Origin of the sequence: Pseudomonas kilonensis, from assembly GCF_001269885.1 — a bacterium.
Lineage (GTDB): Bacteria > Pseudomonadota > Gammaproteobacteria > Pseudomonadales > Pseudomonadaceae > Aquipseudomonas > Aquipseudomonas kilonensis.
In genome coordinates this window covers 109345-131001 of the sequence record NZ_LHVH01000027.1, presented here as the reverse complement: position 1 = coordinate 131001, position 21657 = coordinate 109345, and the positions used below count along the sequence as shown (strand labels likewise).

Annotated in this window: 23 protein-coding genes; 5 read left to right on the top strand and 18 right to left on the bottom strand. The window is 60.7% G+C overall.

Features of this window, described 5'->3' with window-relative positions:
- Positions 1-147 precede the first annotated feature (147 nt).
- Positions 148-783, top strand: a complete 636-nt coding sequence (locus AD662_RS21180) for a DUF1326 domain-containing protein (RefSeq protein ID WP_053189678.1) — start codon at positions 148-150, stop codon at positions 781-783.
- A complete protein-coding gene (locus tag AD662_RS21175; RefSeq protein ID WP_053189677.1) occupies positions 783-1571 on the top strand; it encodes a DUF2182 domain-containing protein in 789 nt (262 codons plus the stop codon). Before AD662_RS21180 ends, AD662_RS21175 begins: the two co-directional genes overlap by 1 nt.
- Positions 1572-1686: 115 nt before the next feature.
- Here AD662_RS21175 and AD662_RS21170 read toward each other — a convergent pair whose 3' ends face one another.
- The 6 genes from AD662_RS21170 to AD662_RS21145 all read right to left on the bottom strand — a co-directional run bounded on the left by AD662_RS21170 (position 1687) and on the right by AD662_RS21145 (position 7085).
- The gene (locus tag AD662_RS21170; protein WP_014339694.1) at positions 1687-2340 is read right to left on the bottom strand and encodes an HAD family hydrolase; all 654 of its coding nucleotides are present in this window, start codon (positions 2338-2340) and stop codon (positions 1687-1689) included.
- Positions 2341-2385: 45 nt separating this feature from the next.
- Positions 2386-3375, bottom strand: coding sequence for an ABC transporter ATP-binding protein (locus AD662_RS21165; RefSeq protein WP_053189676.1), 990 nt, complete (start codon positions 3373-3375; stop codon positions 2386-2388).
- A complete protein-coding gene (locus AD662_RS21160; protein ID WP_018612464.1) occupies positions 3372-4172 on the bottom strand; it encodes an ABC transporter permease in 801 nt (266 codons plus the stop codon). Before AD662_RS21160 ends, AD662_RS21165 begins: the two co-directional genes overlap by 4 nt.
- Positions 4159-4995 carry an ABC transporter permease gene (locus AD662_RS21155; protein ID WP_161798371.1) on the bottom strand — a complete coding sequence of 279 codons (837 nt, stop codon included), beginning with the start codon at positions 4993-4995 and terminating at the stop codon, positions 4159-4161. The genes AD662_RS21160 and AD662_RS21155 overlap by 14 nt, the downstream gene beginning before the upstream one ends.
- A 5-nt stretch (positions 4996-5000) precedes the next feature.
- Positions 5001-5807 carry an alkaline phosphatase family protein gene (locus AD662_RS21150; RefSeq protein WP_018612465.1) on the bottom strand — a complete coding sequence of 269 codons (807 nt, stop codon included), beginning with the start codon at positions 5805-5807 and terminating at the stop codon, positions 5001-5003.
- A gap of 210 nt (positions 5808-6017) precedes the next feature.
- Positions 6018-7085 (bottom strand): ABC transporter substrate-binding protein, encoded by a 1068-nt coding sequence (locus AD662_RS21145; RefSeq protein ID WP_053189675.1) that lies wholly within the window; start codon positions 7083-7085, stop codon positions 6018-6020.
- A 349-nt stretch (positions 7086-7434) separates the two neighbouring features.
- On the opposite strand from AD662_RS21145, the gene AD662_RS21140 reads away from it, so the two are divergent.
- A complete protein-coding gene (locus AD662_RS21140) occupies positions 7435-8181 on the top strand; it encodes a UTRA domain-containing protein (RefSeq protein ID WP_018612469.1) in 747 nt (248 codons plus the stop codon).
- A 7-nt stretch (positions 8182-8188) separates the two neighbouring features.
- Here AD662_RS21140 and AD662_RS21135 read toward each other — a convergent pair whose 3' ends face one another.
- The 8 genes from AD662_RS21135 to minC form a co-directional block, all read right to left on the bottom strand.
- On the bottom strand, positions 8189-8371 hold the full coding sequence (locus AD662_RS21135; protein WP_014339687.1) for a hypothetical protein: 183 nt from the start codon (positions 8369-8371) through the stop codon (positions 8189-8191).
- Positions 8372-8616: 245 nt separating this feature from the next.
- On the bottom strand, positions 8617-9906 hold the full coding sequence (locus tag AD662_RS21130) for a M18 family aminopeptidase (protein WP_014339686.1): 1290 nt from the start codon (positions 9904-9906) through the stop codon (positions 8617-8619).
- Between the two features lie 101 nt (positions 9907-10007).
- Positions 10008-10718, bottom strand: coding sequence for a hypothetical protein (locus AD662_RS21125; protein ID WP_235862364.1), 711 nt, complete (start codon positions 10716-10718; stop codon positions 10008-10010).
- Between the two features lie 425 nt (positions 10719-11143).
- Positions 11144-11992 carry a hypothetical protein gene (locus AD662_RS21120; RefSeq protein WP_139213003.1) on the bottom strand — a complete coding sequence of 283 codons (849 nt, stop codon included), beginning with the start codon at positions 11990-11992 and terminating at the stop codon, positions 11144-11146.
- 130 nt (positions 11993-12122) lie between these two features.
- Positions 12123-12758: an RluA family pseudouridine synthase gene (locus AD662_RS21115; RefSeq protein ID WP_003204542.1), complete on the bottom strand. Its 636-nt coding sequence runs from the start codon at positions 12756-12758 to the stop codon at positions 12123-12125.
- A gap of 116 nt (positions 12759-12874) precedes the next feature.
- Positions 12875-13129, bottom strand: coding sequence for a cell division topological specificity factor MinE (gene minE / locus AD662_RS21110; RefSeq protein ID WP_003179111.1), 255 nt, complete (start codon positions 13127-13129; stop codon positions 12875-12877).
- Entirely contained in the window at positions 13129-13941 is an 813-nt protein-coding gene (gene minD / locus AD662_RS21105) for a septum site-determining protein MinD (protein ID WP_003179114.1), read from the bottom strand. Before minD ends, minE begins: the two co-directional genes overlap by 1 nt.
- Positions 13942-14141: 200 nt before the next feature.
- Positions 14142-14879 carry a septum site-determining protein MinC gene (minC, locus tag AD662_RS21100; protein ID WP_018612479.1) on the bottom strand — a complete coding sequence of 246 codons (738 nt, stop codon included), beginning with the start codon at positions 14877-14879 and terminating at the stop codon, positions 14142-14144.
- A gap of 118 nt (positions 14880-14997) precedes the next feature.
- Between minC and AD662_RS21095 the strand changes: the two genes are divergently transcribed.
- Together AD662_RS21095 and AD662_RS21090 are read left to right on the top strand one after the other, a co-directional pair.
- On the top strand, positions 14998-15930 hold the full coding sequence (locus AD662_RS21095) for a lipid A biosynthesis lauroyl acyltransferase (RefSeq protein ID WP_018612481.1): 933 nt from the start codon (positions 14998-15000) through the stop codon (positions 15928-15930).
- 49 nt (positions 15931-15979) lie between these two features.
- Positions 15980-17140: a patatin-like phospholipase family protein gene (locus AD662_RS21090; RefSeq protein ID WP_053189674.1), complete on the top strand. Its 1161-nt coding sequence runs from the start codon at positions 15980-15982 to the stop codon at positions 17138-17140.
- A 210-nt stretch (positions 17141-17350) separates the two neighbouring features.
- Here AD662_RS21090 and AD662_RS21085 read toward each other — a convergent pair whose 3' ends face one another.
- The 4 genes from AD662_RS21085 to alc form a co-directional block, all read right to left on the bottom strand.
- Positions 17351-18136, bottom strand: a complete 786-nt coding sequence (locus AD662_RS21085; protein WP_018612491.1) for an outer membrane protein OmpK — start codon at positions 18134-18136, stop codon at positions 17351-17353.
- A 505-nt stretch (positions 18137-18641) separates the two neighbouring features.
- Complete coding sequence (locus tag AD662_RS21080) at positions 18642-19943, bottom strand: urate hydroxylase PuuD (RefSeq protein ID WP_033062871.1); 1302 nt, start codon at positions 19941-19943, stop codon at positions 18642-18644.
- Positions 19944-19994: 51 nt separating this feature from the next.
- A complete protein-coding gene (locus tag AD662_RS21075; protein WP_024618504.1) occupies positions 19995-20498 on the bottom strand; it encodes an ureidoglycolate lyase in 504 nt (167 codons plus the stop codon).
- A 121-nt stretch (positions 20499-20619) separates the two neighbouring features.
- Positions 20620-21615, bottom strand: a complete 996-nt coding sequence (gene alc / locus AD662_RS21070) for an allantoicase (protein ID WP_018612497.1) — start codon at positions 21613-21615, stop codon at positions 20620-20622.
- Between the last annotated feature and the right edge of the window lie 42 nt (positions 21616-21657).

The window sequence follows — 21657 nt, the reverse complement described above, 5'->3', positions numbered from 1 at the left end:
GGTGGCTTGCAACTCTCACCAGCGACCACGGGCAAGCTGACCTTCGGTCGGCAGCCCGTATCCGATGCGCGCGCCCTGCTAGCGTTAACTAATGGGGGATGGGGCAACCGCAACTTTCATTTCACCCGCCAGGTGAAGAGGTTGATCATGGCCATCGCCGAATGGCGCATGCAGGGCGTCGAATTCATTGCCTGCAACTGCAATTGGGGCTGCCCCTGTCAATTCAATGCGCCACCGACCCATGGTCACTGCCAGGCGGTGGCGTCGATGCGAGTGGAACACGGGTATTTCAATCAGGTAGCGCTGGACGGTTTGTGCTGGGCCGCCACCTTCGCTTGGCCGGGCGCCATCCATGAGGGCAACGGCAGTTGTCAGGTGTTCATCGACGAGCGCGCCGACGAGGCGCAACGCCAGTCCTTGCTGACCATCCTCTCTGGACTGGAGAGCGACCCCGGGGCCAATGTGTTTCAAGTGTTCAGCAGCACCATGAGTGAAGCGTTCGAACCGCTGTTCGTGCCCATCACCCTCTCCATCGATGTCGACCAGCGCTTGGCGCACCTGGACATTCCAGGCGTGTTGCAGGCCAGTGGCGAGCCGATCCGCAGCCCGATCGACGGCTCACCTCATCGAGTCCGGCTGTCCCTGCCCAACGGCTTCGAGTTCCTTGAGGCCGAAGTGGCCAGCGGCAGCTACCAGACGCATTCAGCCCTCAAACTACAATCCCAGGGCAGTCATAGCCACCTCGCCCACGTGCACTTCACCGGCCATGGCATAGAGCCGTAATGGCAGAACCTCAGGCGGTGACGCCGAGCAAGCGACTGACAGGCGAGCAGTGGCTGCTCCTGCTCTGCCTGCTCGCGCTGACCGCCCTGGCCTGGCTGCTGCTGTTGCGCATGGCCCGCGACATGAGTGCACCGGGCGGCATGGCCGATGTGGCAATGGCCGGCATGCTCATGCCCTGGAGCCTGAGCGATGCTCTGCTGATGTTCGTCATGTGGGTGGTGATGATGATCGGCATGATGCTGCCCAGCGCCCTACCCATGCTGCTGATCTACCAGCAGATGCTGCACAAGCGCATGCCGGCGCCGCAGCGACACCTGGCCCTGCTGCTGTTCTGCAGCGCCTATGTTCTGGTCTGGGCCGGTTTCGCCCTGGGCGCCACGGCGTTGCAATGGGCGCTCGAGCAGCTCGCCCTGCTCAGTCCGGGGATGCGCAGTACCAGCACCGCCCTGGGCGCCGGCCTGCTGCTGGTCGCAGGTGTTTATCAGTGGCTGCCAAGCAAGGCGGTCTGCCTTGAGCATTGTCGCGGGCCGCTGCATTTTCTGCTCAGCTATTGGCGCCCCGACGTGCTCGGTGGCTGGCGCATGGGGCTGGCCCATGGCGCTTACTGCGTGGGCTGCTGTTGGGCCCTGATGGGCCTGCTGTTCGTGGTCGGTGTGATGAACCTGCTCTGGGTGGCAGTGATCGGTGCCTTCATCCTGCTGGAGAAAAACCTGCCGCAGGGACTCTGGCTCAGTCGTCTCTGCGGTGTGGTGTTGCTCGGCTGGAGCCTGTGGCTGCTGCTGGGCTGAACCTGAATCTTGAACCTGTGGGAGCTGAGCTTGCTCGCGATGGCGGTGTATCAGATAAATCAATGCCGGCTGATTCACCGCTATCGCGAGCAAGCTCGCTCCCACATGAGGCTGCTTATTTCCAGGTATGGATTGGCCACCCGGCCGATTCGGCATGGGCCTTCAATACCGGGTCCGGGTTCACCACATGCGGGTAATCGACCTTGAGCAGCAGCGGCAGGTCATTGCGCGAGTCGGAATAGAAACTTGCGCCTTCCAGGTTCTCTTCCTCGGCATCCAGCCAGTCCAGCAGCCGGGTGATCTTGCCTTCGCGGTAGGTCAGGGTGCCCACGGTCTGGCCGCTGTACACCCCATGGGTCACTTCAAGTTCGATCGCCAGGATCTCGTCGATACCCAGGCGTTCGGCAATTGGCTTGACCAAGTGCGTGCCCGAGGCCGAGATCACCAGGATCCGGTCACCGGCCTTGCGGTGTTCGGCGATGGTCTTGGTGGCGTCGCTGAAGATGATCGGTTCGATGAAGTCTTCCACCCACGGCGCCACCAGGTGCTCGATCTCCTCGGGGGTGCGACCGATCATCGGCTCCAGGCTGAAGTCCATGTACGCTTCCATGCGCAGCTTGCCGTGGCTGTAGGCGTCCATCAGCTCGTTGTTGCGCCGCATGAAGGACTCGGGATCAACCCAGCCCAGGCGTCCCATCTGTTCGCTCCAGAGGGTGGCGCAGTCGCCGTGGATCAGGGTTTCGTCCAGATCAAAAATTGCCAGGGCCATCAGCGCGTTTCCTTTTCAAAATCAGTTTCAAAATCAACAAAGCCGTCAGGCTACCTCACACAGCGCCGACGGATCGATGGAAAGTGACAACCGTGCGCCATCGGGGTGCAGGTCGGCGGCCGAACGATTGAGCACATCCACCACCAATTCCACGCCACGGGCCTCAACCCGGTAGCGAATCACGTTGCCCAGCAGACTGTGGCTGCGGATCAGCGCATCGGCCTCGCCATTGCGGCTCAGCTCGATGGCTTCCGGGCGGATGGCGATACGGCCACTCACCGGCCGTTGCAGCAGTTTGGTCGCGCTGTCGGCATCCAGCAGGTTGTAGTTGCCGATGAAACCGGCGGCAAAGACGTCGATTGGCGCTGTGTAAAGGGTTTCGGCATCGCCGCTTTGTACGATCTTTCCCTGGTTCATCAGGAAAATCCGGTCAGACATGGTCAGGGCTTCTTCCTGGTCGTGTGTGACGAAGATCGTGGTCAGGCCCAACTCACGCTGGATCTGTCGGATCTGTTCGCGCAGGTGCTTGCGAATCCGTGCGTCCAGGGCCGACAGCGGCTCGTCCAGCAGCAACAGGCGCGGCCGGGTCACCAGGGAGCGGGCCAGGGCGACGCGCTGGCATTGGCCGCCGGACAGTTGATGGGGGTAGCGCGCGGCAAAATCATGCAGCTCCACCAGGCGCAGGATCTCCAGCACACGCTGGCGGCTGTCCGAGGCGTCGACTTTTTGCATGCGCAGGCCGAAGGCGACGTTCTGCTCCACGGTCATGTTGGGGAACAAGGCGTAGCTCTGGAAGACCATGCCGATCCCGCGTTTCTGCGGGCTCAATGGGACGATGTCTTGCCCGTCGAGGATGATCTGGCCGGCATCCACCGCGGTCAGGCCGGCAATGCAGCGCAACAGCGTGGATTTGCCGCAACCGGAAGGGCCGAGGAGGGTGACGAATTCGCCCTTGCGGATCTCGCAATTGATGTCGCTGAACACCGGCGTACCGGCGTAGCTTTTTTGCAGGTGTTGGACGCTGACGTAGCTCATTGGCTTTTGTCCTTGCTCAAGATGTTGGCCGCCCAGGTCAGGACCAGTACGAAGAGGAAGTAGGAAATCACCAGCGCACTGGTGAAGTGACCGCTGCTGTTGCGCATGTTGTTCAGGTACACCTGCAGGGTTTCATAGCGGGTGCCAACGAGGATGTTGGCAAACACGAATTCGCCGAACAGGAACGAGAAGGACAGCAGCAGCGCCACCATCAGGCCCTTGCGCAGGTTCGGCAGCACCACCAGGAATGCGGCCTGGAAGGTGCTGGCGCCGAGCAGTTGGGCGGCGTCCATCAGGTCGCGCAGGTTGATGGCTTGCAGGTTGTTGGTGATCGCCCGGTACATGAACGGCAGGGCGACGGTGAAGTAGCAGCCGATCAGGATCCACGGCGTACCGACCATCGCCAGCGGCCCGGAGCCGTAGAGTTGCAACAGCCCCACCGATGACACCACCGGCGGCACCGCGAAGGGCAGCAGGATGAGGATGTTCATCAGGGCGTCGAGCTTGGGGAAGTGGTAATGCACCACGAACAGCAACGGCAGGATCAGCACCACCGAAAGCACCAGCGCACCGACGCAAACCAGCAGCGATTGACCGAAGGCGTGGAGAAAACGCGGATCGCTCCACAACTGTACATACCATTTGAACGTGAAGCCGCTGGGCAGCACGGTGGCCGACCAACTGCTGGCGATGGAGTAGACGAGCGTGCCGGCCAGGGGCAGCAGCAGGATGGCGAACAGCAGGTACACCACCACCCGATGATAGAGCCCGACGGAGCCCGGTTCAGCGCGAGACATGGTAGCTCCTCTTGAGCAGCAACTGATGGACGATGGTGACCACGGTCATCAACGCCACCAATATCACGGCCAGGGCACTGGCCATGTTCGGGTCGAGGGAAATGTCGCCAGAGACCATGGCGGCGATGCGAATCGGCAGCACGTTGAAGTTGCCGGTGGTCAGCGCATAGACCGTGGCGTAGGCGCCGAGGGCGTTGGCCAGCAGGATCACGAAGGTGCCCAGCAGCGCCGGGGTCAGCACCGGCAAGCCAATGTGTCGCCAGAACTGCCAGCCGTTGGCGCCCAGCAGCTCGGCGGACTCGCGCCAGTCTTCGCGCAGGGCGTCGAAGGCCGGATAGAGCAGCAGCACGCCCAGGGGGATCTGGAAGTAGGTGTAGAGGATGATCAACCCGGTTTTCGAGTACAGGTTGAAATCCTCGATGATCCCCGCCTGTTTGAGCATGATCGTGATGCTGCCGTTGAACCCGAGCAAAATGATGAAGGCGAAGGCCAGGGGCACGCCGGCGAAGTTGCTGGTCATGTTGGCGAAGGCGTTGACGAAGTTGCGCAGCCGCGAATCCACCCGGCGCAGGGAGTAGCTGCCCAGCACGGCGATGACGATGCCGAACACACTGGACCAGAAGCTGATCTCCAGGCTGTGCTGGATCGCTTGCAGGTAGAACTTGGAACTGAAGATCTTGCTGAAGTTGGCCAGGCCCCAGCCGAACTCTTCCGATTCCAGGCTGTTGACCAGCACCCAGAGCAGCGGGGCGATCTGGAACACGATGAAGAAAATCGCGAAGGGCACCAGGCACAACGCTGCCAGCCATTTGCCGCGCGTCATGGCGTTCACTTGAGTAACTCCTGGCAGTAGGGTTTGTCGTGGTCGACGCCGAGCAATTGGCAAATGGTGCCGCACAGTTCGGTCTGCCGGGGCGTGGCGGCGGGATCGAAACTGAAGCCGCTGCCCAGGACAAACAGCGGCACTTCCCGTTCTTCGGCCAGCAGGCCGTTATGGGAGCGATCGTTGTTCATGCCGTGGTCGGACGTCACCAGCACCTGGTAACCGGCGTCGAGCCAGGCTTGCAGGTAGACCGCCAGGTTGATGTCGGCGGAGCGGGCGCTGTTGCGGTATTGCGGGGTGTCGAGGCCGTGCTTATGGCCGGCGTCGTCGATGTTCATCGGGTGCACCAGCAAAAAGTTCGGCAAGTAGCGCTGGCGCAGGTGTTCGGCGTCGGCGAACAGATGGGAATCGGGGTAATGGTCATTCCAATAGAAATGCCCGTGTTGAATCGGCAAGTCGGGGTTGTCGGTGTGACGATCGCGACCGGCCACGAAGGGCGAAACGTTATAGAGCTCGCTGACCCAGTGATACGCCGCGGCCGCCGTACTCAAGCCGGCCTGGGTGGCGTAGTGGAAAATGCTGCGCTGGTTCGACAGGCGCGAGACGTTGTTGTGCACGATCCCGCTGTCGATGGGCACGACGCCGGTGAGGATGCATTCGTAGAGCGGACGGGACAGGGCGGGCAACTCACATTCCAGTTTGTAGAGGGCCGCGCGTCCTGCGCCGACGTAAGCCTGCAAATGCCCCATGGCATGCCGGGCGACCTCATGGTTGAGACCGTCGAGCACCACCAGGATGACGTTGTGCTTCATGGGTACCGGGACTCCGGGCAGATACCAGAAAACTCGAATCCCCCAAGCTCCACTGTAAGAGCAGGCCTGTGGGAGCAAAGCTTGCTCGCGATGCTGGCGATACGGTACTACTTCAAGACCGTGTCATCGTTTATCGCGAGCAAGCTTTGCTCCCACAGGGACTGCTCCACAGTTGGGTGCCCAGTGGATATCCGAGCGGGAGCGACCGCCTTATTGCATGTTGATGATCACTTCTTCCTGCCACTTCTGCGGCAGTGCCTTGGAAGTCTTCTCCCAAGCATCCGCGTCCTTGATCGGGGTCACGCCTTTGTACTGCTCGTTCGGCAGCAGCTTGGCCTTGACCTCTGCCGGCAGGGTCAGGTGCTCGGCGCGGATCGGACGGGCGTTGCCCTTGGCCAGGTTGATCTGGCCGGCGTCGCTGAAGATGTACTCGCGGGCCAGCTTGGCGGCGTTCGGGTGCTTGGCGTATTTATTGATGATGGTGGTGTAGCCGGAGATGACCGAGCCGTCGGACGGAATCAGCACAACGTAGTCATCCGGGTTGGCCATCTTGGCCTTGTAGCTCAGGCCGTTGAAATCCCAGACCACGCCGACTTCGACTTCACCTTTTTCCATCGTGGAGATAGTCGGGTTGGCCATGGACAGGCGTCCTTGCTTGGCGATCTCGGCGAACATCAACAGTGCCGGCTGGACGTTCTTCTCGTCGCCACCATTGGCCAGGGCGGCTGCCAGCACGCCGTTGGCGGCTTGGGCAGCGGTGCTCACGTCACCGATGGAGACTTTGTATTTGCCGGTCTTCAGGTCCGCCCACTTGGTCGGTACTTCGGAGCCGTGCAGCAGCTTCTTGTTGACGATGAACGCGATGGTGCCGGTGTAGGCCAATGCCCAGTTGCCGTCCTTGTCCTTGGCCCAGGCAGGGACTTGTTCCCAGGTACTTGGCTTGTAGGGTTGGACCACGCCCTGCTTGACCGCGATCGGGCCGAACGCCGCACCGACGTCGCCGATGTCGGCGCTGGCGTTGTCTTTCTCGGCGGCGAACTTGGCGATTTCCTGGGCCGAGCTCATGTCGGTGTCGATGTGTTTCAGGCCGTAGAGCTTGGCCAAGTCGTCCCAGGTGCCTTTCCAGTTTGCCCAGTCATCGGGCATGCCGACGCTGTTCACGGCGCCTTCCGCTTTCGCAGCGGCTTCCAACGTTTTCAGATCGGTGTCAGCGGCCATGGCGGCGGTGCACATGGCAATGGTCGAGCCTAACAGTGATGCCAGGAAAAGCTGTTTCATCCGAAGCTCCTATGGGCGTTTTCAACGCTGCGATTGCGGTTGTGTTGGTCTAGGTCAGCAATACCTGAGCCAATGTAGGCGAGCCCTGTGACATTTTGATGTCGGTTCAGGATCTCCCGGGAAATGTCAGGCTCGTGAGGGTTGGCTGCGAATTAAGCGTAGACCATGGTTAAACAGCTGATCTGCAAGGACTTGGCCGTTAATTTGCACGCTTGCAAAACGACCGTTCGGCGGCTCTGTCATCTGCCAGTCATGTGCAGTGCCTAGGCTTGCTGGACCCAGAAACGGGTCGATGAACCGTCGATCTTGCCCCGAAACAGTGCTGGTCTAGTCCAGATAGGTAACGTTGATGCGCATCGATGCAACCAAAGCGGTGACAGCCATCGGACAGGTCCTGCAAGAGCAGCTCGACCACGGGTTGCTGGCGCCCGGCAGCAAATTGCCGGCCGAGCGCAAGCTCAGTGAGTTGTTCGGGACCACGCGCATTACCGTGCGTGAGGCGTTGTTGCAGCTCGAAGCCCAGGGGCAGATTTATCGGGAGGAGCGCCGGGGCTGGTTCGTCTCGCCGCCGCGCCTGGCCTACAACCTGATGCAGCGCAGCCATTTCCACGCCATGGTCGCGGCCCAGGGGCGTGTGCCTTCTACCCAAGTGATTTCGGCGCGTCTGCAACCCGCTTCGGCGGCGGTGTGCGCCTGGTTGCAGTTGCCGGCGTTGTCCAGCGTGATCCAGATCTGCCGCGTGCGGCGTATCGACGAGCGGCTGGTGCTGTACGTCGAGCACTACCTGAACCCGCAGTATTTTCCGGACATCTTGGGGTTCGACCTCAACCAGTCCATCACCGAGCTGTACGCCCGCCATTACGACCTGCACTACGGCCGAGTGAAGTTTGAAATCGTGCCCACCTCTCTACAGCCGGAAGCGGCAGCGGCGTTGAAGGTTTCGGTGGGCAGCCCCGGGCTTCGTATTGCACGGGTCAACTATGACCAGCATCAGCGGCTGATCGATTGCGACCTGGAGTTCTGGCGACACGATGCGATCCATGTCGGCGTGGATGTGCCGGAGCAACCTGAGCCGGAACAATCGCCGACAGCCTGAGACAGGGTCAGAGCGACTCGTTGAGCTTGCTCAGGATCTTGATCACCACCGTGGCGAGGATCAACAACATGCCGATCCACATGGCAAAGACCCCGACGTTCTTGTCACGGAAGTTGAAGCCGATGGCCAGCAGGATCATGCCGGCAATGATGGGCACCAGCATGGCGTTGAACGAAGACATCGAGATCATGGCGACAGCCTTGTCGGGGAAGGATAAGGCCAGTCTAGTTGGGGTTTTGTCGGGGTGTGCTGATGTATGTCACATCGCCCTCATTCCCGAGGCAAACACTGTGTGGGAAGAAAACTGTGTGGGAGCAAAGCTGTGTGGGAGCAAAGCTTGCTCGCGATGAAGGCAACTCGGTCTTTCCAGAAATAGAGTCGCCTTCATCGCGGGCAAGCCTTGCTCCCACAGGGCTCATCATGCCTTCGGGGCAACTATGGCAACTCGCGAGAGGCGTAGAACGCGCTCAGCACCTTCACCAGATGCGCCAGGTCATGGCTGCCGCACAGTTCGCGGATCGAATGCATGGCGAAGGTCGGCAGGCCGATGTCCACGGTACGCACGCCCAGCTGGCTGGCGGTGATCGGGCCGATGGTCGAACCGCAGCCCATGTCGCTGCGCACCACGAAGCTCTGCACCGGCACTTCTTCAGCCATGCACAGGTGGCGGAAGAACCCGGCGGTTTCGCTGTTGGTGGCGTAGCGCTGGTTGCTGTTGACCTTGATCACCGGGCCGGCGTTGAGCTTGGGGCCATGGTTGGCGTCGTGCTTGTCGGCATAGTTGGGATGCACGCCGTGGGCGTTGTCCGCTGAAACCAGCAGGGATTTCTGAATGGTGCGGACGAATTCTTCACCTTCAGGCAGCAGGCGACGCAGGGTCTGTTCCAGCATCGGACCGTCGGCGCCACAGGCCGAGCACGAGCCGACCTCCTCGTGATCGTTGCACACCAGCACGCAGGTTTCTTCGGTGTCGGCGTTCAGCAAGGCTTGCAGGCCGGCGTAGCACGACAGCAGGTTGTCCAGGCGCGCGCCGGCAATGAAATCGCCGTGCAGGCCAATGACCGCAGCGCTTTGCGTGTCATAGAAGCTCAACTCGTAATCGAGCACCACGTCGGCATTCAGGCCATGTTCGCGGGCCAGTTGATCGGTGAGCACAGCACGGAAGTCAACGCGTTCGTCACCGGCGAACTGGGCAAGGATCGGCGGCAGCTCATTCTGCGGGTTGATGGCCCAGCCCTGGTTGGCTTCGCGATTGAGGTGGATGGCCAGGTTCGGAATCGTGGCGATCGGCGCCTTGAAATCGATCAACTGGCTTTCGACCTTGCCGTCGCGACGGAAGGTCACGCGCCCGGCCAGGGACAGGTCGCGGTCGAACCACGGCGCCAGCAGCGCGCCGCCGTAGACTTCCACACCCAGTTGCCAGAACCCGTGGCGTTGCAGTTCCGGCTGCGGCTTGACCCGCAGGCAGGGGCTGTCGGTGTGGGCGCCGACCAGGCGGATGCCGTCGTGCAACGGGGAGTTGCGGCCGAGCTTGAAGGCGATAATCGAGGAGTCGTTGCGCGTGACGTAATAGCGACCGTTGGCCTCGGTGGCCCAGGTCTCGCGTTCGTCAAGACGCTGATAGCCTGCCGCCTCCAGGCGCTTGGCGAGGCTGGCGGTGGCGTGGAACGGGGTAGGGGAGGCCTTGAGAAAGTCGATCAGGCCCTGGTTCAACTCTGCGCGCATAAATAACTCCAGACAGCAATGGGCGGGAGTTTACCGTATTGGCAGCCCGCGTTGCAGAGCTGTTCTCCGTCATGGATTGTTGTGCGGCCTCGATATATCGATCAGCCCGAGGCCATGATTCGCTTGCGCAGGTGCGCCATGATCAACGTCTTGTCTTGAGCCTTGGATGGCTCCGGTAGGTGCTGCGGCCAATGCTCCAGTTGGCCGAACAGCTGTTGCCGGAGCTCCGGATTCAGCCGAAGAATCTCCCTTGATGCCGAATCCCACCAATGGTGCCGGCTAAGGTCGAAGTAAGGATTCTCTGGCGCCGCGCTGCCATACAACAGGTCGCGACCGATCTTGTTCAAGGCGCCGCGCTGACCGCGCAATTGCCATTTTATCTTCAGGCGCCGCCAGGTCGATGGGGATGGCCGGGTGCGTGGTACGTCATGGCTGCGCTCGACCAACTGCGCGCTGAAAGCCTCGCCGTGTTGGGCAAAGAAATGCGCATGCATGGTGTGGAAAAAGCGTTTCTCACCGAAGTAGTGATAAACGAATTTTTTGCTTTCTTTAACGGTCTTGGTGTGCAGCGCGAACGAAATCGCGATCTGTTCGATGGTATGGATGTCGAAGCCATCCTCGGTCCATTCATCGATCAGTCCGATGGCCTGGGCAAGCAGCGCAGCGTCGTTGTCGGTCACGCCGCATAGGCCGCTGTTGTAGAGATTGAAGCTACTGCTCGGAGTGATGCCGTGGGCGCGCAGGTGCGTCCCCAACGTTTGGTAACTCTCTCGCTTGCAGACGTAATCCCACTTGTATTCCAAGCGGTCCATCAGGTATTGCCCTGGCTCGATTTGCTTGAATAGCAGGTCGGGGTCGGCGAAAAATAGCGTGTCGGTGTCGACAAACAGGGTTTTTTCCGCCAGCTTCAGGCCTGACGCTATGGCACAGGCTTTGCGCCGATGTATGTAACCGTTGTTGCCTTGCCACTCGCTTAGCAGTTGGGGAGACAGCGCGAGTGTCTCGACCGGCCAGCCCAGGTAATCCTCAGGCCGGTCGGTCAGGATCCTGATGCTGGGAAGGGTGGATGGATTACCATGAGCAAGGGCCGTCAGGATACTGATGACGAACTTTTTTGACGGGTGTTCCCTGAAAATTAATAACCTGCATGTGAAGCCTTTATCTCCAGACAGCAATGGCCGGGAGTCTACCCTATCAATTAACGACATTGCAGGACCAATGCCGCGCCCCGGATGGGTCAGCCGAGCATAAGCCGGCCTTGCAAAAAAAACTCACGACGTTCCTTGCGGCCCAGGTGACTGTGCTTGCTGACTTGGTACACCTCGTTGAAGTTATCCATCGACACCGTTGGCTTCTGCCTGAGAAATTCCCTCACCAGGCTGTCATAACGGGCTTCGGTGATTAGCTTGTAAATCTCACGGTGATAAAGGAAACCGAGCTGGAAGCCAAGTGTTTCACTGAGGTATGGCGTCGACCGTGAGAAGCAATTCTCAAAATCGATGGCCTTGAGTGGCCCTTTTCCATCAGTAGGCTGCATGAGGTTGCCCACCCAGAAATCCATGTGGCTGATGTTCCTGCTCGTTAGAGAATCCAGAAGTTGGAAAGCTTTTCGGATGAATGTTTCGATTTGCCCGGGGTGTTCGGCCAACCATTTCTTGCCGTCTATGTGGTCTTCCAGCAACTGGGTAATAAGGAAGTAATCCTGAGCCAGGCCCAGTCCACTCCTTGTGTAGCCAAACCCCAGCAGCGCCGACGTCTCAATGCCTCGTTCCTCGGCATGCAGCATGTTCTGCAATTCTTCCAATGGCCAGTCGAAGCGTCCGTTGCGCTGGGGCGTACCCAAGGTGATGCGAACTTTGCTTTTAAAGCTGTCCAGGCGCTGTACCTTGGCGAACAATGATTGCTCGCTGCCTGGGATGATCGCTGTCGTGCGCGTCTCGGCACACTTGCGGCGATTGGTGATCAACTGCCGCAGCGAGTGCTCGATGTGGTGACAAGGTTTTTGCCGAAAATGTAGATCGGTATTCAAAAAACGAAAGGTGAAAGGGTAGTTCTGCTGAAGCATCGCGAGGTATGGCACGGGCATCCTGCCTGAGTGGGAAGTAGCATCATTCTAAATTCTTAATTCCAAGTGTAAATTTTTTACTGTTTTTTGTAGGAATTTTTACAGCCCAAGGCTTGCTCGTTGACTCCATAGAGTCGCTTGAGACGTCAGCCTAAAACGGCGCAGGGCACTCGAAGCGCAGGCGCTCGCCGCTTTGCGGATGGGTGAAGCTCAGCATGCTGGCGTGCAGGCATAAGCGCGGCCAGGCAGCGAGGGCCTGCGGGTGGGCGTAGAGCCCGTCGCCCAGCAAGGGGTGGCCGATGGAGAGCATGTGCACGCGCAGTTGATGCGAGCGCCCGGTAATCGGCGTGAGTTCGACCCGGCACCAATCGCCGCAACGTTCCAGCACGCGCCAGAAGGTCAGGGCGTGTTTGCCGTGCTCATGGTCCACCACATGCCGAGGTTTGGTCGGCGGGTCGTAGCGCAAGGGCAGGTCGATGCTGCCGCTGTCCAGCTCCGGTTGGCCCCAGCACAGCGCCGTGTAGGCCTTTTCGGTTTCGCGATCATGAAACTGCCGGGACAGTTCGCGATGGGTGTCCGGGTCGCGGGCCAACAGGATGATGCCGGAGGTTTCCCAGTCCAGTCGGTGCACGATTCGCGCTTCCGGATAGCCGTTTTCCTGCAGACGGGTGATCAGGCAGTCCTTGTTGTCGTCGGCCCGGCCGGGCACGGAGAGCAACAGGGTCGGCTTGTCGACCACCAGGACAGCGGCGTCCTGATGAATGATGCGGATGTTGGACAGGGGCATTGAAAACAGTCTCGTTACAAACGCCAACGGCGGCTCGGGCCCTTTTTTCCTAACCCTGTGGGAGCACAGGGTGAAGAACTTTGGGGCCCGAGCCGCCGTGGCTACCGCAGGATCTATCAGCGATCCGGCAGGGTGATGTTGAGTTCCAGGATCGAGCAGCTGCCCTGGCTTTCCAGTGCCACATGCACGTCATCGCTACCGATGTTGACGTATTTGCGGATCACTTCCACCAGTTCCTTCTGCAAGGCCGGCAGGTAGTCAGGGGTGCTGCGTTGGCCGCGTTCGTGCGCCACGATGATCTGTAGACGCTCTTTCGCGACCGAGGCGGTACTGGGCTTTTTGTTGGCACGAAAGAAGTCAAAAAGGTTCATTACCTACCTCCAAACAGGCGCTCGAAGAAACCCTTCTTCGTTACATCGAGGAAACGATGCTCCACGGTTTTGCCCAGCAGGCGATCAACGGCATCGCTGTATGCCTGGCCGGCATCGCTCTGGTCGTCGAGAATCACCGGCACGCCAGAGTTGGAAGCCTTGAGTACCGCTTGGGATTCCGGAATGACACCCAGCAGGGTGACGGCGAGGATTTCCTTGACGTCTTCGACGCCGAGCATTTCGCCATCGCTGACCCGTTGCGGGTTGTAGCGGGTCAGCAGCAGGTGTTCCTTGATCGGCTCTTCGCCCTTTTCGGCACGACGGGATTTGCTCGCCAGCAGGCCCAGCATGCGGTCGGAGTCACGGACCGACGACACTTCCGGGTTGGTCACGACAATCGCTTCGTCAGCGAAGTACATGGCCAGGTGGGCACCTTTCTCGATACCGGCCGGGGAGTCGCACACCACGAACTCGAAGTCTTCCTTGAGTTGCATCAGCACTTTTTCCACGCCTTCCTGGGTCAGCGCGTCTTTGTCGCGGGTCTGACTGGCGGCCAGCACGTAGAGGTTCTCAAGGCGCTTGTCCTTGATCAGGGCTTGTTGCAGGTTCGCTTCGCCATTGACTACGTTGACGAAGTCATAGACCACGCGACGCTCGCACCCCATGATCAGGTCCAGGTTACGCAGGCCGACGTCGAAGTCGACGATGACTGTCTTGTGGCCGCGCAGAGCGAGGCCGGTACCGATAGCGGCGCTGGTGGTGGTCTTACCCACACCACCCTTGCCGGATGTAACCACGAGAATCTTGGCCAAGGTGTTTCACCCCTAAGGAAAAAGGACTTTGTCAGTCCCTGAAAAACATCTCTGGAAAACTGCTGCAATTGGACAGGCTTGGCTGGAATCGGATGTCGGGCGGGGTTTACCTCCGGTAAACACTGCCTGATCCTTTTTCCTACGTCGTTTAAGCCGTTTTCGCTCGTTTTAGAGATGCTTGGAAAATGCGGCAGTATCCGTTAAAGCCGAATGATGTTCAACACGTCGCCCGACAGGCTGATCTGAACGCCGGCCCCCCACAACGGATCGCGGCGCAAATCCTCGGAGACCTTGTACTGTCCGGCGATGGAGACCAGTTCAGCGCTCAATTGCTGACAGAAGATCCTGGCTTTCGTATCCCCCTTGACGCCGGCCAGCGCTCGACCGCGCATCGGGCCGTATACATGGATGTTGCCATCGGCCAGAAGTTCCGCCCCCGGACTGACCGAGGACACGATGACCAGATCGCCACCCTGGGCATAGATCTGCTGCCCGCCGCGCACTGGCGAAGTGATGACGCGCGTCGGCCTGATGGTGGGCTCCGGTGGTTTTTCCGGGGCTTTCTTCGCTTCGACCGGGCTCAGCTCAAGCACGCGCTCCCGGGCGCCGGACGGCGGCAGCACCGGAATGTCCACGGCGATGGCAGCGGCGATGTCTTCGATGCGGCTGGCACGGATCGCCAGCGTGCGCAGACCGTGCTGGCGGCAAACGCGCATCAGGCCTGGCAGATCCACCGCGCCTTCGCCGGCCGGCAGTTTGTCCAGGGCCAGCACCAGTGGGGCGTTGCTGAAAAAATTCGGGGCCTGGGCGACTTTCGCCGCCAGTTGCCGGTCAAGGCTGTCCAGGTCGTTGCGGGCCAGCTCCAGCACCGTAATGGCGAGCATGCTGCCCTTCAGCTGGAACACGGGATCTTGGTCTAGCGGTTCGGTTTGGCTCATGGTCGGCGTACAACGGCTTGTCACTAAAAGTGCCGAGACTTATAACGAGATCGTCCGCCAGCCGCAACCCGGGTCGAACAATGTAGAATGCGCGGCCCATGTCTTAATGGAAGCTGTAATGGATCGCCCGCGTTTTCGAACTGCATTTTTTCATCCGCGTTTCTGGCTGCTGTGGTGCGGCCTGGGGCTGTTGTGGCTGATCGTCCAGTTGCCTTATCCGTTACTGCTGCGGGTCGGACGTGCATTGGGTGCGCTGATGTACCGGGTGGCCGGCGACCGACGGCGCATCGCCCGTCGCAACCTGGAACTGTGTTTCCCGCAAAAGTCCGCTGCCGAGCGCAAGCGGCTGCTCAAGGATAACTTTGCCTCCACCGGCATCGCCTTTTTCGAAATGGCGATGAGTTGGTGGTGGTCGCGTTCGCGGCTGGCGAAACTGGCCCATGTCGAAGGGCTGGAGCACCTCAAGCAGGCCCAGCGCGAGGGCAAGGGTGTGATCCTGATGGCGCTGCATTTCACCACGCTGGAAATCGGCGCGGCCTTGCTCGGCCAGCAGCACACCATCGACGGCATGTACCGCGAGCACAAGAACCCGCTGTTCGACTACATCCAGCGCCGGGGCCGCGAGCGGCATAACCTCGATTCCCTGGCGGTGGAGCGTGACGACGTGCGCGGCATGCTCAAGCTGCTGCGGGCCGGGCGTGCGATCTGGTATGCGCCGGACCAGGATTACGGCGCCAAGCAAAGCGTGTTCGTACCGCTGTTCGGCGTCCAGGCCGCGACGGTCACCGCTACCAGCAAGTTCGCCCGCCTGGGCAAGGCGCTGGTGGTGCCCTTCATTCAGGAACGCCTGGCCGACGGCAGTGGTTATCGCCTGGTGATCCAGGCCCCGCTGACGGATTTCCCAGGCGAGACCGAGGAAGCCGATTGCATCCGCATCAACCAGTGGGTCGAGCAGTCGGTGAGTGATTGTCCCGAGCAATACCTCTGGGCCCACCGGCGCTTCAAGAGCCGTCCGCCGGGCGAGCCCAAGCTGTACGACAAGCGCGATTGAGCCAGCAGTCCGCCATTTTTCAGCAGCACCTTGAGCACGGAGCATTGCGATGACCCCAGCTGAACCGGTTACAGGTTTGATTCTTTCCGGCGGCGGGGCTCGAGCGGCGTATCAGGTAGGCGTACTGGCGGCCATCGCCGAATTGTTGCCGGACGGGGCGCGAAATCCGTTTCCGGTGATCGTCGGCACGTCGGCGGGGGCGATCAACGCGGTCAGCCTGGCGAGCGGGGCGATGGACTTCAAGACCGCCATCGAGCGGCTGACGGCGTTCTGGCAAACGGTGCGCAGCCATCAGGTCATGCGCAGCGACTGGCGGGGCGTTATTGCCCAGGCCAGGCGTTTCATCATTCATAGCCTGCTGGGCCTGGGGCCCAAGTTGCCGGTGGCGCTGATCGACAGTTCGCCGTTGCGCGAACTGCTCCAGGCCCAATTCCATGCCTCGGGCATCGAGCAGGCCATCGCCGAGCAGCAATTGCGGGCAGTGGCGGTGACGGCGTTCGGTTATGAGTCCGGCCAGGCCGTCACCTTCTATCAGGGGCGCGGGACCATTGATGCCTGGCTGCGCCACCGGCGTATTGGTGTGCCGACGCAGTTGTCGGTGGAGCACCTGTTGGCCAGCTCGGCGATTCCGTTGCTGTTCGCGCCGGTCAGGATCGGCCCGCAATACTTCGGTGACGGCGCGGTGCGGCAGTCGGCGCCCATCAGCCCGGCGTTGCACCTGGGGGCCAATCGCGTGCTGGTGATCGGCGTCAGCGGCAACCCCCGTGGCGCCGGCGGGCAGGATCCCTCCGAGCGCAGCTACACCGGTCTGCAACCGACCTTGGCGCAGATCGGCGGCCATATGCTCAACAGCACGTTCATTGACAGCCTGGAAAGCGACATCGAGTTGCTTGAGCGCCTGAACGGTTTCAGTCACCTGTTGCCTGATGACGTACCGGCCCACGCCCTCGGCGCGGCACCAGTAGATGTGCTGGTGATCTCACCCAGCCAGCCGATCGACGAAATCGCCGCCCGCCATCGCCAGGAACTGCCCCGTGCGTTGCGGTTATTCTTGCGCGGGCCGGGCGCGACCAAGACCAGCGGCGCGGGGGTGCTGAGCTACTTGCTGTTCGAGGCGGGGTATTGCAGCGAACTGATCGAGCTGGGACGCCAGGATGCGTTGGCGCAGCGTGAGGCGTTGAGTCGGTTCCTGGGGTTGGAGCAGGGGTAACTGATCCACCGCAATCGCGAGCAGGCTCGCTCCCACAGTAGATCTTCAGTGGACACAAAATCTGTGTACGACATAAATCCACTGTGGGAGCGAGCCTGCTCGCGATGACGGCGGCACATCCAGCATCGACTCAGGCTGACCCACCGCTATCGCGAGCAAGCCCGCTCCCACAAAAGCTGTGCGGTGACTTCTGGATCCCAATGAATCAGATCAGAAATGGTACTTCAGCAAGAAGCTGGTATTGCTCTGGTTGGTCTTGAACCCGTCGCTGTCTTCGATCCCGTACTTGTTCTTCCAGTAGTCATACTCCACACCCACATACAACTGCTTGGCGCCGAGCTTCAACGCCTTGCCCAGGTCATATTTGATCTGCGGGTTGATGTGCAGGTTGGCGTGGTAGGTGCCCTTGGAGTTGGTGTCGTTGTCCACCACCCAGTCGATGAAACCGTCGATCAGGATGTCGGATGAACCCACCGGGAGGGTGTAGGCCCAGGTCGGGGTGATCTGCCAGACGTTGTCGCCGGCGCGTGGGCCTTCGGTCTGGCGGTTGTAGAAGTTCAGCTGGAAGTAGTCGAAGCCGGGAATCGCCAGGTCGAAGCCCGGGCCGATCAGGTAGGACTCGTTGTCGCCTTCGCCGAACTCATACGTCATGGCCAGCAGCACATCCTTGATCGGGCCCAGCTCCAGCTTCTGGTCGAAGATCTTGCCGAACGACAGGCGTGGGCTGAACTCGCCGTAGTAGGTGTTCGGGCCGGACTGGCTGTCGTCCTGGCCGTTATAGAAGATCCGATCGAGGAAGAAGAAGTTGTCCCCGTATTTCCAGGCGTCGGCGTGTTCGAAGGTCACGGTCTGCTGGATGCGCGGGTTGACCTGGAAATCCTTGCCGTACAGGTAGGTGAGACTGTTGTTCTGCCACTGGAACAGGTCATCGGCCATGGCTTGGCCCCCGGCCAGCAAGGATCCCGCGAGTATCAGGCTGGTGCACGTACGTTTCATTCGGTTTGCTCCCAAAGGTAAGTGGTACCGCTTTTTTTTCAGGTCAGCGCTCTGGTGTGGCGCCTTTTTCCATGGATGAAAAAACATCCGTTCGGTCAGCTTTTTGAGCGTGGCGAATGCTGATAGCAAGAGCTGAGCCAAGGCCGGGGGAAACCCGGAAAAAGACTCATCCAGCTGTTTGGAACAGTCGAAAGAGATGTGTTCAGAAGGGCGCTTATTCTATCCGCCGACGCCTGGATAAGTTGGCGGAGCGGTCAAGATCGGAGGGGTTTTTTGTGTCGGCCGGTTTCGAACGGCCGCGCAGGGTGCGGGCTTGCACCACAGGCCTCAAGTGCCCTGCAACGGCGCATGCGCGGCGAATTTGGGGCGTGATGGAGGGGCTGGGTCATCGGGTGCTTTCCTCTTGTTTTTATTGTTGAGGCGCAGGCAGTCGCTGACGGGCGGCCGGTGGTGAGCCGGTCGGCCTGTCAGCGGTATGACATGTGACGCTATTGGCGCGCGAGGTTCAGTTGGTCCGCGCGCCCTGGTTGATCCACGCGCCGATCAGATCGCGTTCCTGCTGGGTCATCTGGGTGATGTTGCCCAATGGCATGATCTGGCTGGTGACGGCCTGGGCCTGGATGCGCGCGGCCTGTTGCTGGATCTGCTGCGGGGTGTCGAACATCACTCCACCTGGCGCGGCGCTGAACAACGGGCTGGTGGGCTTGGCCGAATGGCAGACCGAGCAGCGTTCCTGGATCACGCTGTGGACCTTCTCGAACGAAGGGCCCTGGGCGTTGGCGGCCTGGGTGGGCGCCGCTGTCGGTGCGGCGGGGGCCGGCGCCGGTTTCGCGCCACCCCCCACTGCCGTTTCCGGCAACGGTTGGTACTCGATCACGCCGGCTGCCTTGGCCACCTCCGGTGTGGTGGGCATGGGCTTGGGCCCTGTGACATACGCCAGGCAGATCATCGCCAGGGCACCGACCGGCAGCGTCCAGGCAAACCGGTTGCTGTCATGGCGCGTGTTGAAGTAGTGGCGCACCAGCACCGCCGCCACGGCGATCCCGGCCAGGATCAGCCAGTTGTACTGGCTGCCGTAGGTGCTCGGGAAATGGTTGCTGATCATGATGAACAGCACTGGCAGGGTGAAGTAGTTGTTGTGGCGCGAACGCAACAAACCCTTGGCCGGCAGTGCAGGATCGGGCGTGCGGTTCTCGGCGATGGCCGCCACCAGCGCACGCTGGGCCGGCATGATGATGCGGAACACGTTGCCGACCATGATCGTCCCGATGACCGCCCCGACGTGCAGGTAGGCGCCGCGACCGCTGAACACCTTGCTGAACCCGTAGGCCGCGGCGATCAACAGTACGAACAGGATCACGCCGAGCAGGGCAGGGCGCTTGCCCAGGGCTGAGTCGCAAAGAAAGGAATAGACGAACCAGCCGACGAGCAACGAACCGAGGCCCAGGGCGACGCCTTCGGGACCACTCAGGCTGCTGCCGGGAGCCAGCAGGTAGACGGTCGGGTTCCAATAGAACACCACGCACAACAGCGCGATGCCCGACATCCAGGTGAAGTAGGCTTCCCACTTGAACCAGTGCAGGTTGTCCGGCATGGACGGTGGCGCGAGTTTGTATTTTTCCAGGTGGTAGATGCCGCCGCCGTGGATGGCCCACAGGTCGCCGGCCAGGCCGCTCTTGGGGTTGACGCGATTGAGGTTGTTTTCCAGCCAGACGAAGTAGAACGACGCGCCGATCCAGGCCACGCCAGTGATCATGTGAACCCAGCGTACGCTCAGGTTCAGCCATTCCAGCATATGTGCTTCCACAGTCTTTACCTCTCGCCCGTCACGCTTGTTTTCGCGTGATCGGACCTTCTCTTATTGGTGGGGGGCGAGGATCAAATACTCATCCTCTTTGAAAAAATGCTCATCGCAGTTATTGCCTGTGCCACTGCGATCAACCACCAGGAAGTCATCCCGCTTTTCGATCGTCAGCACCGGGTGGTGCCAGACGCCGCGATGGTAATTAATGCCCTGCCTGCCGTTGGTGACGAAGGCGCGGACCAAGCCTGATACAGGTGCATCGCCAAGTGGCGCGACCACGATCAGAAAGGGGTTGCCGAGCAGCGGAATGAAGGCCTGGCTGCCCAGCGGATGGCGCTCCAGCATGCGTACGGTCAGCGGCATGTCCAGCGCGTCGGCGCGGAAAATGCTGATGATCGCCTTGTCGTCCGGCGTGGCGGTTTCCACCGTCGCCAAGCGATGGAAGCGCATGGTCGAACCGTTGTTGATCATGAAGTGATCGCTGCCGTCGGTTTCGATCACGTCACCGAACGGGGCGAAGGCTTCTTTGGTCAACGGTTCGATCTTGAGTGTGCGCATGCTGGTCTTCTTATCCAAAAATTCTGTGTTGTTTGTTCTGGCGCCTTCGCGAGCAAGCCCGCTCCCACATTTGGAATGCATTCCCCTGTGGGAGCGGGCTTGCTCGCGAAGGGCGCGCCGCTTACTTCGCTACCTTACCGAGCACCCGCAGGCGACTCACGCCACCATCCGGGAACACGTTCAGGCGGATGTGGGTGATCGGCCCCAGGGCCTTGATCTGCTCGGCGAAGGTATGTTCGGCGTGCATTTCCAGTTTCTGGCTGGGCAGCAGCTCGCGCCAGAACAGCGACTGGGTTTCGATCTGGCTGTCGGTGCCGCCCTTGACGAACGCGCCCTGGATCGAGCAGCTGTCGGGGTAGTTGCCCTTGAAGTGCAGGGTGTCGACGATGACTTTCTCGACTTCGCCGGCATGGCCCAGGGCGATGATGACCCAGTCATTGCCCGGGGTGCGACGACGGGCGGTTTCCCAGCCGTCGCCCATGTTCACGCCACGACCCGGGTTGAGAATGTTGCTCATGCGGCCGAAGTGTTCGTCGGAACAGGCCAGGGCACGGCCACCATTGAGGGCTGCGGCCAGGTCGAGCTGTTCGTTGTCGCCCACGGCCGACCAGTCGCGGTACGGAATGCCGTAGACCCGCAACCGGGCCACGCCGCCATCGGGGTAGATATTGAAACGCAGGTGGCTGAAGGCCTGGTCGTTGTTGATTTCGTGATAGTGGTGGCTGTTGCCTTGCAACTCGACGGCCGACAGCACTTCAGTCCATTGGGTGTTTTCGTCTGGCTCGCCTTCTGTCAGGAAGCAGGCTTCCAGGGAGGCCGACGGTGGGTAGTTACCGGTGAAGAATGAGGTGTCGATGTCCACGCCTTTGATCGAGCCGGCCACACCCAGGCGGATCACCGCGCTGTCGTAGCCTTCGAAGCGCTTGCGCCGCGATTCCCAGCCGTCCATCCACTTGCCGTTGTCATCGAACACGCCCTCCTTCCATACGGCTGGGGTCGGTTGGAACAAACGGTTGGCGTCGGCGAACCAGTCATCGGTGACCGAAATGATCTTGGTGCCGAGGCGGGCGTCGGCCAGGTTGACGAACTTCTCGAAAGGTACGGCGTAAGCTTTCATTCTTCTTGTCTGCCTTTAAATAGGTTGGCTGGGGATGCTTGC